Origin of the sequence: Neobacillus mesonae (genome assembly GCF_023715155.1) — a bacterium.
Taxonomy (GTDB): domain Bacteria; phylum Bacillota; class Bacilli; order Bacillales; family Cytobacillaceae; genus Neobacillus; species Neobacillus mesonae_A.
On record NZ_JAMBNQ010000004.1, the window covers coordinates 107,250 to 119,891 of the forward strand.

The window sequence follows — 12,642 nt, forward strand, 5'->3', positions numbered from 1 at the left end:
TTATTCATTTGCCTAAGATCATCACTTGACAACTATGAAAAAGAGCGTATAATTTCAACCTTGTATGTACCATTTTTTGCATGACACAATTCATTTGTTCATACATTTTTCAAATTTATTTTGTAGAATAGATGATAATTTCAATAATAGATACCTATAATGCTAGAAGGATGGTGTAAGATGTTCGGTAGAATACAAAAAGGGGCAAATAAGTATCTCGGTTTTTACTTTTTAGCTGTCGTCCTTCTTTGGATCAAGACATATATTACTCAATTAACACAATTTAACTTAGGGGTTGAGAATCCCCTGCAAAAGTTTTTGCTATTTTTGAATCCATTAGGATCATCATTACTATTTTTAAGTATTCCTTTTCTATTTAAAGGACGGAAAAAATATATTTGGCTGATGATCATTTATTTTCTTTTATCTTTTCTTTTATTTGCGAATGCCGTTTATTACCGATTTTTTAATGATTTTATTACCGTGCCGACTTTAATGCAGACGCAAAATTTTGGTGATGTCAGCGGCAGTATTAGTTCACTTTTGAAACCATATGATTTTTTATTCTTCATTGACATCGTTCTATTAGTGGCATTACTTGCATTTCGTGTGATTAAAATCGACACTGTTGACATGAATCGCCGGAAGGTAAAAGCACTGGTGATGCTGTCACTTGGCATTTCCTGCATTAATATTGGCTTAGCAGAAATAGACCGGCCTCAATTATTGACAAGAGGTTTTGACCGAAATTATATTGTTAAATATTTAGGAATGTATAATTACACGATTTATGATGCCGTAAACAGCACGAAAGCATCAGCTCAAAGAGTTATGGCTAACAGCGATGACATTACTGAAGTAATCAACTATACAAAATCAAATTATGCAGAGCCCAATCCAACTTACTTTGGTGCAGGAAAAGGGATGAATGTTATTTATCTTCATCTTGAATCAATGCAGAACTTTCTTATTAATTACAAGCTGAATGGGGAAGAGGTAACACCTTTCTTAAACTCGTTAACAAAGGAAAAACATACCCTTTATTTCGATAATTTCTTCCATCAAACAGCACAAGGAAAAACATCGGATGCTGAATTTATGTTGGAAAATTCGTTATATGGCCTGCCGCAGGGATCGGCTTTTACCACCAAAGGGTTGAACACTTACCAAGCTGCTCCAGCTATCTTAGGACAGCATGGATACACATCAGCCGTGTTCCACGGGAATAAAAGAACCTTTTGGAATCGTGATGAAATTTATAAATCATTTGGTTATAATAAGTTTTTTGATGAAAGCTACTATGATCTAAGTCCGGAAAATATGGCTGAATACGGGTTAATGGATAAACCATTCTATGCTCAATCTGCCTCCCTATTGGAAACATTGCCGCAGCCATTTTATACAAAGTTTATTACGGTTTCCAATCATTATCCGTATGCAATGGATCAAAAACTTGCGACAATCGCACCGGATTCAACGGGTGATAAATCGGTGGATGATTATTTCCAAACTGCCCGTTATGCGGACGAGGCTCTAAAACAGTTCTTTGATTATCTAAAGAAATCCGGTTTATATGATCACTCCATTATTATTATGTACGGCGACCATTATGGCATTTCAGAAAACCATAATACTGCAATGTCACAGGTACTTGGAAAGGAAATTACACCATTTGAAAGTACTGGACTGCAGCGTGTCCCATTATTTATTCGTGTGCCGGGGATTGACGGCGGAGTAAACCACGAATACGGCGGACAAATAGATTTATTGCCAACACTGCTGCATTTGCTTGGTGTTGATTCAAAGGACTACGTCCAATTTGGCACAGATTTATTATCTGATCAACATGATGACTTGATTCCGTTCCGTAATGGTGACTTTGTCAGTCCAACTATTACAGCAGTCGGCGGTAAGTACTATAATTCTACAACCGGAATGTTGATTGATTCAGACAAGTTGAAAGAAGCTAAGAAACTCCAGAATATCACACAAAAGAGACTTGCTCTCTCTGATAAAGTCGTAAATGGAGATTTATTACGCTTTTATACACCGAAGAATTTTACACCGGTTGACCGTTCACAATACAATTATAAAAAGAACGAAGAAGAACCAAGCCGTTAGTAATCAACAAGGGCTGCCTGAGAAAAAATTTTTCAGGCGGCTTTTTTTATTATTTTAAGCCGCAGCCAAATTTTATGGTAATTTACAAAATATAACTCTCAAGTGTTTTAAAAAATGGTAAAATTGTACTTGTGACTATTTTTAATAGGGGGATTTTTAACATTGGATTCTAAGTTTGTAAAACCAAAAGGATTCGGAGAGATACTCGATCTTACATTTAGTTTAAGTAAAAATCGGTTTAAAGATTTCTTCTTGATTTTTCTTATTTTATTAGGGCCCGTATACTTAGTGGAAGCTATCATACAATTAATATCTGGAACCAATTTTTTTAGAGAAGTAGGAAGCGGAAGTACATGGTATGAGCAAATCCTAACGAGTTTTGCAGAAACAGGAACCATTGAATCGAGCAATATGGGTTCAGATATCAGCTTGGTTCTAGTTGGATTGGTGACCCTCATTCTGGGACCAGTAGCAGAAGCGGCGATCCTGTTTAGCGTGAATCATATTCGAAAAAATGAGGACTTCACCGTAAAATCAGTAATAAAAAAGGCATTTTCTCGTTTTTGGCCGATGCTTGGCAGCAGCATTTTATTTGGTCTAATGTTAATTGGTTTGATTCTTGTTCCCATCTTAATCGTATCCTTAACTGGAGTATTTGGTTCTTTTATTCACCCAGCCCTTGGTATTTCATTGGCAGTCGTTCTGTTTTTAGGGTTTGGTGTACTGATTGCATTACTTTTAACACGCTGGAGCTTTTATTTTGGGTCCGTCGTGCTTGATCGGAAGTCGCCTGGATTTGGACGCAGCTGGAGATTAACAAAAGGTCGTACATGGGTCCTGATCGGCCTTTATATTATATTTTACTTAATCATTTCGATTATCAGCTTTGCAGTCGAAGCAACGCTGGGCCTTGTCTTAGGAAACAGTGTGCTTTTATCTATTATTTCTAATATCGTCATGCTGATCACAACGATGATTTTCTCAGTAGGATATGGAGTCATGTATCTTGATTTAAAAATTCGTCATGATGCGGATGATTTAAAAGAACTAATTGACGACTATAATAATCCTCCCATATTAAATAAATAGGGTGATGAACATGCTTGATGCCGAAAAGGCACGTAAAGAGCTTAAAGACATACTGAATCAAAAAGAATATCGGGTTTATGATGAATCACAAGGACTTCTAGCTTCCTGGTGGGATAGTGCGAAGGAATGGATAGCTAAAAAGTTATCCGCTTTATTTCCATCCGTTAATATTTCGGAAAGTGCAGCAGGGTCAATCCTTATTTTCATCATGGCAGTGGTTTTGCTTCTTTTAGCTCTTACCGCCTTTCTGCTTTTTCGAAATCATCGAAGAAACCGGTCACTCCGCAAACAAAAACCGCTGCAATCGATGCAGGAACTCAATTGGTCCTTCAGCAAGCATTTAATGGAAGCTGAAAAACTGGCGGGCAATGGGGAATACACTGGTGCTGTCCGCCATCTTTTTCTCGCTATACTATTAAATTTCCATGAAAAATCTTGGCTTGAGGCAAGGATTTGGAAAACGAACTGGGAGTATTATGAAGAATTAAGGAAAGAGAATCAAAAGCGGGCGGAGCAGTTTTACCAACTGGCCCTGTTTTTTGATGAAGTGACCTATGGCGAACGGAAAATAGGAAAAGAGGAATTCGTGAAATTTCAATCTAACATCATGAAAGAGCTCAATCGTGAGGAGAAAGGGGGAAAGAAGTCCATTGAAAAAGGCTAGACAAGGATGGATTTGGCTTGCGGTATTATTGGTTGTTTTTATCATTGTCAGCTATATTTCTTTTTCACCTAAGCCTAAATTCTATCCGGGCTATGTCTCCGATTCTCCTTCTCCAACAGGGGTAAAGGGATTTTATACATACTTAAACAAAGAATTGAAGGTAAAACGCTGGCACCATTCTCCTGAATTTCTGCCAAAGAGCCAGAAAAACGAAATACTTGTGATGGTCGAACCATTAAATATTCCCGAGACAAAGGAAATGAATGAGTATACAGATTTTATTAAATCGGGTAATACGATATTGCTTTTAAAAAAGAATCCGAAAGGAATGTTTGACGTAAATATTTTACCCGGGGAATTCGACAGTAATAATGAGAAGGTGTCAAAGGTATACGATGAGAATAATAAAGCTTTTAAAGCTGTTATCAAGTCTTATATCCGGCTCGAGCTCGAGCAGGGGGATTCCGTATTACTACACGATCAGTCAGGTGTAGTGGCACTCAAACATTCGATTGGAAAGGGAAAATTAATAGTTGCCGTTGCACCTGAATGGCTGATGAACCAAAATATTTTGTCTTATGACCATTTGCCGCTCGTTTTAAGTTTACTAGAAAAAGGAGGCTCACAGTCTATTCTATTTGATGAGTACCTTCATGGCACTAAAGCTGCATCAGATACTTTAAATGTGTATCCGAAATGGTTTTTACTCCTTATTCTCCAGGGAACCATTATGGCTATGCTTTGGCTGTGGCTTAAAGGGAAACGCTTTGGTCCTATCTTTACTCCAAGAGAGGATTCCGTCCGCTTTAGTGATGAAGGGATTCGTGCTCTTGCCGCCTGGTATATCCGCGGCAGGCTGTATCATGATTCATTACAGATTCAAGCAGATTATGTAAAATTCATGCTGCAGGAGCGCTGGCAAATTCCCTACAGCCGGGAATGGCAGGATTTGTCCAGTTTGTTGGAACGAAAATGGCTGGGAAAGAAACCTTCAGAGATTAAGGAATTTCTACATGGTTTAACGGCTGTACTTGAAAAAGAAAAAATCCCTAAACAAGAATATGTACAATGGTCAGACCGGCTTGACCGGCTGCAGAAAGAGGTGGAACAAGGATGAGACAAGAATTAACATCCTTTTTGGAATCATATGAAAAACGAATTCTTGGACAAAAATTAAATTTGCGGCTGCTTCTTTCAGCTATTTTAGCTGGCGGCCATGTCCTGCTTGAGGGAGTTCCCGGCACTGGTAAAACTCAGATGGTTCGGACACTATCCGGCCTGCTTGGAGGGGATTTTAACCGGATCCAATTTACTCCAGATTTGCTGCCCAGCGATATCACTGGAAGCATGATTTACAATATGAAAGAAGGAAGCTTCCAAACACTAAAGGGTCCTATTTTTACAAATATTTTATTAGCGGATGAAATTAACCGGACACCTGCTAAAACACAGGCTGCCTTATTGGAAGCAATGGAAGAGAGCCAGGTGACCATTCAAGGGGAAACATATCAGCTGCCGGAAGTGTTTTTTGTTGTTGCAACCCAAAACCCAATTGAATTTGAGGGAACTTATCCGCTTCCGGAAGCACAGCAGGACCGTTTTCTTTTCAAACTTTATATCGACTTTCCGGCTTTTGACGAAGAAAAGCTGGTGTTAAAACAAGTCATTGAAAATCATGCAGGTAATCGTCCTCTTCAGGAAGTTCTTGATTTGCCAACATTTAGTGCAATTCGGAAAGAAGTACGTGAAGTAACAGTCGGGGAAAATGTGCTTGATTATATGATGAAAATCGTCCGGAAATCCCGGGAAACGGAAGCAATCCGCTTTGGGGCAAGTACCAGGGCAGGGATATCGATTGGGAAAGCGGCTCAGGCCTGGGCCTATCTTTCAGGACGAGATTATGTAACACCTGATGACATTAAAATGGTTGCCAAACCGGCATTACGGCACCGGATTCAACTATCCCCGCACATAGAATTGGAGGGAACAACCGTTGACCAAATCATTGAAGAGCTTGTGGGCTCGGTTCCTGTTCCAAGATAGGGGCATTCTGCCGACGAACCGATTATTATGGATATATTTTCTTTTAACTGCCGTTTTAGCTATTTTGATGGCAGGTAACCTATCGTGGTGGTATTGCTTCACGCTAAATCTCATTGTTTTTTTAGTGAGCTTGGGAGATTTATTTTTCTCACCAAAAAAAACACAGCTTAGCTTTAAACGGATCATGATGGAGGAAATGGAGCGGGGACTTCCATATACTGTTTCAATGGAAGTAAAGAATCCGTCTATGTATTCTATTTCGTACCGGTTGATTGACAGCCTGCCCCAGTCGTTTATAAGGCCTTTTCCTGTCAAGGGGGTAATTCCAAAAGATTCTTCCGCGAGAATCAGCTATGAAACGACAGCCGTTGACCGCGGAAAATATGAGATTAACAAGCTTTATTTTCGTTACCGCAGTGTGTTTGGATTATGGGAGAAGCAAACAACCGTTGAATTGCCTGAAACGGTCAAAGTGATCCCTGATTTAACCGAAACGAAACAATATTTGGAAAATGCCCAGCAATTTTTGTTGTATGAAGGGGTAAAGATACGCAAACAATTAAGCGGTGCCGGAGAATTTGCGAAAATAAGAAACTATGTGGTCGGCGATGATCCCCGTAAAATCAATTGGCGCCAAACAGCCAAATTAAGGGAAGTCATGACCAACGAATATGAACCTGAACATGGTAAATATATTACGATTTTACTGGATTGCGGCCGTATGATGGGAGCCGAATTAAAAAAAGGAAATCGGTTAGAAAAAGCATTAGAGGCTGCACTGACAGTTGCGGCTGCCGCGCTTCAAAAGGGAGATTATGTGGCTGTTCTGGCTTTTTCAAAAGATATTAAAGTATATGTCCCTCCGGCAAAAGGAATGGCCCATATGCAAACCATACTTCAATCCATATATAATGTAAAAGTGGAGGCAGCGGAATCCAACTATGGAGCTGTCTTGCAATATATAGAAATGGTTCAAAAGAAACGAAGTCTGCTTTTATTATTTAGTGATGTTCGAACCTTTTTACATGAGGAATCTGCGCTTATTTATTTAAAAAGGCTGCGGGCCAGGCATTTATTTTTCATGATTGGGGTGGAAGACCAGACACTAATTAAACGTACGAAGGTGACTCCAGCGGATGTTCAAGCTGCCATGTTAAAAAGTACCGCTCAGCAGCAAATGCTGTTTAAAAAGAGGGAAAAAAACAAATGGGTTCGTCAGGGCCTGCAAATGATTGAGGCCCCGGAGGAAAAATTAGCAGTAACCGCCGTTTCACAATATATTGAAATTATGAATCAAAATTTGTTGTAGTCTTGTCAAGCTTAAGTTTACCGATTACAATATAAAGAATTAAACCAATGACCGTAAAAAAAGCAACGATATATTTGGCTTCAAGTGAAATGGCTGCGGGGGTAATAAAGCCTTCAATCATCCCCGCAATTACAAATAATGGAATGGTTCCAAGCAGCAGCTGAACAGAACGTTTGGCTTGCTGCTTTAGTTGATATCCTCTTGTATATGGACCTGGTACGAACAGTTTGTAGCCCATTAACAAACCAGCACCGCCGGCAATAAAAATGGCAGTTAATTCAATCATTCCATGAGGAACAATATAGGCCCAAAAATCATAAGACTTATCGTAATGCCAGAATAAAGCTGCCAAGGCACCGATTATAATCCCATTGTATACCAGTAAATAGACGGTCAAAAGTCCAAAGGTTATTCCACCGGCAAATGCCAACATCGCCACTTGAATATTATTGGTCATGATGCTTGCGGACATCAGTGAGGAATCAACAGCTCCATCCTGATTGCCAAGCTTTTGTGGATCTACCCCCTGTGCAATTTCTTGTGGGAGGATAGAGTAGATATGGAGCGGATCATTCATAACGGCTAGAAAACTTCCAACTCCTCCTATGGCAAAGAGCAACATCGCAATCATGACGGAATTCCATTGTTCCAACAATAAGCCGATAAATTTGGTACTAAAAAAATAACGAATCTGCTTTACACTTGACACTTGATCTTTATACAGCAGATTATGGGCTTTTGAAACGAGTCCATTCAAATATAGAGTCACTTCGTGGTGCTCAAAATAGGTCTGGCTGTATGAAAGATTCTGTGCTGCTTTTTGATAGAGTTGGTTATATTTTATGATATTGTCGCTCGTGATCAGGTTTCTGCCTTTACCGAGCATTGTGATTAATTGTTCAAGCCGTTTCCAGTCTTCCCGATGCTGCTTGACAAATTGTTTAACATCCATCATTACACCTTCTCTCTGGTTTACACTCTATTCCTTATTATAGTAATATTGTAGAAAAATAGAAACATCTATTGAAAAAACATCTTATGTTGGGGGGATTCCTTATGAATAATGAACAAATGGAGATTAAAACTCCCGAATATGTTTCCCTTCAGTTTCGCCTAGCCGGGTTAGGGAGCAGGGCAGCTGCATTTATTATTGACCAAATTCTATTGGGCATTGTGAATTTGGTACTTTTGATTTTATTAATTGTTACGATGGAGGGAATGTCTTCACTTCCGGCTTTTTTTAGCGATAGTACAATGCCCATTGCGATTGCCATCATTGCCTTTTTCATCATAAATTACGGCTATTTTTTCTTTTTGGAATTTTTTACAGGCGGCAGAACTCTTGGTAAAAAATTAGCAGGTATTCGTGTAATTCAAGAGAATGGCCACAGCATCACATTGCTTTCAAGTTTTATTCGTAATTTTCTGCGTCTCATCGATGCATTGCCTACTGGTTATTTTCTTGGGATCATCCTGGTTTTTTTTCACTCGAAACATAAACGGCTCGGTGATATGGTTGCCGGAACAATTGTCGTTCATGAACGTAAATCCCAACGAAAGAAGAAAAAACTAACTGGAATTGAAAAAGAGATTGAAGCTAGAGGACTGGCAAAAGAAAATCTGATTATTGACGAATGGACTTTAAAAACATTTAAGGAGAAGGATTGGAAGCTCCTCAGTACCTATACAGCCCGTCTCCCGCAGCTTCCCAAGGCTGAAAGATATGAAATGACAAGACAAATCGCCGACCTATTGCTGCCGAAAATGGGTGTAGAGACAGCGGAAAAAAATGAAAATGAGTTAGAAAATATTTTACTCGTACTTTATTTACATCTTCGAGATGAATGGGAGTTTGAGCTTTAAAAAAGTTTGGGAGGTATCATAATGGAAATCTTGTATGGATTGGTTATTCTTATCCTAATCATCGCAGGTATTGCTACCCTATTGTTAACGGGTAAAGGAGATAAAAACTACCGCACCTCAGCCAAAAGAAATACGAGAAATCTAACGATGATTTATGCGATTATCATCTCACTTTCACTTATCGCTTTAGGGGTGTATATTAGTGTATATATCTAAATTTAAAACCTATTGTCCATTTTGGGGATGATAGGTTTTTTTAGTGGGAAAATAAGTTTAGCTGATATGGAGGCAGAATAGATTTAGCCGCTTAAAGCTTGTAGGGGCTTTATGAGGACAAAAACTGTAGGCAGTAGATCTTTATATTTCTCATGAAGTGTTTATGAAGATAAATCCATTTAAAAATGGACTCTGGCAGCCCTCATGAAACATTTATGAGGACAATCAAGTTAAAAAAAGGATCTTCCAGTCCACATGAAACGTGTATACAGTACAAATACACGTAAAATTAGCTTCTTGAAGCTCTATTAATTCTATAAGCATGCAAATAAACAAAAAAATGAGCATCGCCAACTATTCTAATAGGTATTTAATGATATAATAAGCATATTCATAAATTTTTAACTACTATCGAAAGGGTGTACAATGTGAAACTTTACAACTCTGTTCTCGATCTAATCGGGAATACTCCAATCGTAAAACTGAATAAACTTCCTGACCCTAATGGTGCAGAGGTTTACATAAAGCTGGAATCATTTAATCCTGGCGGAAGTGTAAAAGACCGTGCGTCCATTAAAATGATTGAGCGTGCAGAAGCTGAAGGGAAATTGATTCCTGGAAAAAGCACGGTTATCGAGCCGACTTCTGGCAATACAGGAATTGGGATTGCAATGGTATGTGCAGTAAAAGGATACCCCTGCATTATCACGATGCCTGACAATGCTACCCTTGAACGTGTGAAAATCTTAAAAGCATATGGTGCCGAAGTTCATTTAACACCGGCGAATTTACGGATGCAAGGTTCCATTGATAAAGCAGAAGAGTTGGCGAAATCTATTCCTGACTCCTTTATCCCAATGCAATTTGAAAACCCAGCAAATGCAGATGCTCACCGCGATACAACAGCTGTCGAAATTTTGAATTCATTTGATGGAAAATTAGATGCATTAGTTCTTACAGCAGGGACAGGCGGTACAGTCACAGGTGTCGGGGAAGAATTAAAAAAACGAATTCCTGATTTGAAAATTTATGTTGTCGAACCAGCTGGCTCACCTGTTCTTTCAGGCGGAAAGCCAGGACCACATAAAATCCCTGGAACAGGCCCAGGATTTATTCCAAAGATTTTGAATCAAGAAGTTTACGATGAAATCCTCCATATTCAAGATGAAGATGCGCAAGTCATGGCTCGCCGTCTTGCTGCAGAAGAGGGAATCTTTATCGGAGCATCAGGCTCATCTTCGGCCTATTTTGCTGTTCAGATTGCAAAAGATTTATCAAAGTCAGCAAGGGTTCTATGTTTAGCACCTGATACTGGTGAAAGATACCTGTCATCTGACCTATTTCCAGGATGATTTTTCAAAAATAGAATTTAAAAATTTGAGTCAGAATATGTTTTGAAAAGGAGTTGAAGTTTAAAATGGAAACCACAATTAAGTGGACGGGGAAAATGGCATTTACGGGCGTGACTCCATCAGGCCATGAAATTAAAATGGATGCAGCCCCAGAAGTCGGCGGTGAAAACACTGGTGCCCGTCCAACAGAATTGGTATTAAACGCTGTTGCCGGCTGCACCGGAATTGATCTTATTTCAATTTTACATAAAATGAGATTGAATCCCACAGCTTTTCAAATGGATGTAAAGGGTGAACGCGCGGATGATCACCCAAGGCGTTTTACCAGCATAAACATTCATTATGCATTAGAGGGAGAGCTTCCAGAAGACAAGGTAGTAAGAGCCATCCAATTATCAAAAGATAAATATTGTTCTGTTTCTCATTCATTGAATGCCGAAATTACAGCAACCTACTCGATTAATGGGGAAAATGGAAAACAGCAGATTTAATATACTTACTTTTACAGCTTGAAGGACCGCTTCAAGCTGTTTTTTTTAATCATCCTCTGATTGGGGACTATTTTACAGTTTTATCATGGGAAGGGCAGTCAATAACTTTCATTAGCTGCCGAACACCTGACGTTTTCACAGTCTAAGGTCGCCAATCGCCTGCATTGGCTACCGAACACCTGACGTTTTCACAGTCTAAGTCGCCAATCTCCCTCATTGGCTACCGAACACCTGGCAATTTCACAGTCTAAGTCGCCAATCGCCTGCATTGGCTACCGAACACCTGACGTTTTCACAGTCTCAGTCGCCAATCGCCTTTATTGGCTACCGAACACCTGACGTTTTCTCAGTCTAAGTCGCCAATCGCCTTTATTGGCTACCGAACACCTGACGTTTTCTCAGTCTAAGTCGCCAATCGCCTTTATTGGCTACCGAACCCCTGGCAATTTCACTGTCTCAGTCGCCAATCGCCTTTATTGGCTACCGAACCCCTGGCAATTTCACTGTCTCAGTCGCCAATCGCCTGCATTAACTACCGAACACCTGACGTTTTCTCAGTCTCAGTCGCCAATCTCCCTCATTGGCTACCGAACACCTGGCAATTTCACTGTCTCAGTCGCCAATCGCCTTGATTGGCTACCGAACACCTGAGGATTTTCACTGTCCCAGTATCCAATTGCAGTCATCGACTACCAAGCAACATTGATTTTTACCGCCAGAGTCACTAATAAACTACATTTGTCGCCGAATAAATTTTTCAAGGTAACAATTTTCGAATACCAACTAAGATACCAGCGTGCAGCCAAAATAAAACTGGTAAAAATTCTGCTGCCTAATGTCAAATAGATATATAATAAATCACATACATGAGAACCCGTTAAGTTTGAACACGGGTTCTCTTTTTTTCAAAGAGACATGTAAAACAATAATAAAGTTATAAATTTTAATAAATATTTATTGATAATCAATAAATATTGTGTATTATATGAATTAAAGGAAAATATTGTGAGGTGCTTTATGAAACGTAGAAAAATAACCTTTTTAAAAGCAGCTGTCTATTTAATTGGGATTGTAATCCTTTCACTGTGTGCGTTTTGGCTGCCCGCGGCCGCAAAAAATGCAGCTAAGTTGAATCCAGAATATGCTTATTTGCATTTTCCTGTCTTAACAGGATTATATATTACAGCCATTCCTTTTTTCCTTGCTTTATTTGAAGCATTAAAGCTTTTGAACTATATCAAAGATGAAAATGCTTTTTCAGAATTGGCTGTTGTATCTCTAGGACACATTAAAAAATATGCTGTCTCCATTATTATTTTATATCTGCTTGGAATCCTCCTGCTTCTATTTCAAAACGCGCTGCATCCAGGAATCGCCATTGCTGGTTTTGCGATTATTTTTGCAACGGTAGTAATCTGCATTTTTGCCGCATTGTTACAGGAACTATTAAGAAGTGCACTCGAAATAAAAACAGAGAATGATTTAACAGTGTAA

At 39.1% G+C, this 12,642-nt stretch carries 12 protein-coding genes; 11 read left to right on the plus strand and 1 reads right to left on the minus strand.

Annotated elements, in window-relative coordinates:
- Positions 1–180: 180 nt before the first annotated feature.
- The 6 genes from ltaS (at position 181) to M3183_RS06275 (ending at position 7,226) form a co-directional block, all read left to right on the plus strand.
- Positions 181–2,121, plus strand: a complete 1,941-nt coding sequence (gene ltaS, locus M3183_RS06250; RefSeq protein ID WP_251467667.1) for a lipoteichoic acid synthase — start codon at positions 181–183, stop codon at positions 2,119–2,121.
- Between the two features lie 162 nt (positions 2,122–2,283).
- Entirely contained in the window at positions 2,284–3,210 is a 927-nt protein-coding gene (locus M3183_RS06255) for a hypothetical protein (protein WP_251467670.1), read from the plus strand.
- Positions 3,211–3,220: 10 nt separating this feature from the next.
- Positions 3,221–3,874, plus strand: a complete 654-nt coding sequence (locus M3183_RS06260; RefSeq protein ID WP_251467672.1) for a DUF4129 domain-containing protein — start codon at positions 3,221–3,223, stop codon at positions 3,872–3,874.
- Complete coding sequence (locus M3183_RS06265) at positions 3,861–4,991, plus strand: DUF4350 domain-containing protein (protein ID WP_251467674.1); 1,131 nt, start codon at positions 3,861–3,863, stop codon at positions 4,989–4,991. The genes M3183_RS06260 and M3183_RS06265 overlap by 14 nt, the downstream gene beginning before the upstream one ends.
- Positions 4,988–5,917, plus strand: a complete 930-nt coding sequence (locus M3183_RS06270) for an AAA family ATPase (protein WP_251467676.1) — start codon at positions 4,988–4,990, stop codon at positions 5,915–5,917. The genes M3183_RS06265 and M3183_RS06270 overlap by 4 nt, the downstream gene beginning before the upstream one ends.
- On the plus strand, positions 5,868–7,226 hold the full coding sequence (locus M3183_RS06275) for a DUF58 domain-containing protein (RefSeq protein ID WP_251467678.1): 1,359 nt from the start codon (positions 5,868–5,870) through the stop codon (positions 7,224–7,226). Before M3183_RS06270 ends, M3183_RS06275 begins: the two co-directional genes overlap by 50 nt.
- On the opposite strand, the gene M3183_RS06280 is transcribed toward M3183_RS06275, so the two are convergent.
- Positions 7,204–8,178, minus strand: coding sequence for a stage II sporulation protein M (locus tag M3183_RS06280; RefSeq protein WP_251467860.1), 975 nt, complete (start codon positions 8,176–8,178; stop codon positions 7,204–7,206). The genes M3183_RS06275 and M3183_RS06280 overlap by 23 nt on opposite strands.
- Positions 8,179–8,282: 104 nt before the next feature.
- Between M3183_RS06280 and M3183_RS06285 the strand changes: the two genes are divergently transcribed.
- The 5 genes from M3183_RS06285 to M3183_RS06305 all read left to right on the plus strand — a co-directional run bounded on the left by M3183_RS06285 (position 8,283) and on the right by M3183_RS06305 (position 12,642).
- Positions 8,283–9,089 (plus strand): RDD family protein, encoded by an 807-nt coding sequence (locus M3183_RS06285; protein WP_251467680.1) that lies wholly within the window; start codon positions 8,283–8,285, stop codon positions 9,087–9,089.
- 21 nt (positions 9,090–9,110) lie between these two features.
- Complete coding sequence (locus tag M3183_RS06290; RefSeq protein ID WP_251467684.1) at positions 9,111–9,305, plus strand: hypothetical protein; 195 nt, start codon at positions 9,111–9,113, stop codon at positions 9,303–9,305.
- 428 nt (positions 9,306–9,733) lie between these two features.
- A complete protein-coding gene (gene cysK / locus M3183_RS06295) occupies positions 9,734–10,657 on the plus strand; it encodes a cysteine synthase A (RefSeq protein WP_251467687.1) in 924 nt (307 codons plus the stop codon).
- Between the two features lie 65 nt (positions 10,658–10,722).
- The gene (locus M3183_RS06300; RefSeq protein WP_251467689.1) at positions 10,723–11,148 is read left to right on the plus strand and encodes an OsmC family protein; all 426 of its coding nucleotides are present in this window, start codon (positions 10,723–10,725) and stop codon (positions 11,146–11,148) included.
- Between the two features lie 1,017 nt (positions 11,149–12,165).
- A complete protein-coding gene (locus M3183_RS06305; RefSeq protein WP_251467691.1) occupies positions 12,166–12,642 on the plus strand; it encodes a DUF2975 domain-containing protein in 477 nt (158 codons plus the stop codon).

What these genes read in the sequence shown, in the direction of transcription:
- M3183_RS06290 (WP_251467684.1), top strand. Translation starts at nt 9,111, where the DNA reads ATGGAAATCTTGTATGGATTGGTTATTCTTATCCTAATCATCGCAGGT.
- M3183_RS06270 (WP_251467676.1), top strand. Translation starts at nt 4,988, where the DNA reads ATGAGACAAGAATTAACATCCTTTTTGGAATCATATGAAAAACGAATT.
- M3183_RS06260 (WP_251467672.1), top strand. Translation starts at nt 3,221, where the DNA reads ATGCTTGATGCCGAAAAGGCACGTAAAGAGCTTAAAGACATACTGAAT.
- M3183_RS06300 (WP_251467689.1), top strand. Translation starts at nt 10,723, where the DNA reads ATGGAAACCACAATTAAGTGGACGGGGAAAATGGCATTTACGGGCGTG.
- ltaS (WP_251467667.1), top strand. Translation starts at nt 181, where the DNA reads ATGTTCGGTAGAATACAAAAAGGGGCAAATAAGTATCTCGGTTTTTAC.
- M3183_RS06305 (WP_251467691.1), top strand. Translation starts at nt 12,166, where the DNA reads ATGAAACGTAGAAAAATAACCTTTTTAAAAGCAGCTGTCTATTTAATT.
- M3183_RS06280 (WP_251467860.1), bottom strand. Translation starts at nt 8,178, where the DNA reads ATGGATGTTAAACAATTTGTCAAGCAGCATCGGGAAGACTGGAAACGG.
- M3183_RS06285 (WP_251467680.1), top strand. Translation starts at nt 8,283, where the DNA reads ATGAATAATGAACAAATGGAGATTAAAACTCCCGAATATGTTTCCCTT.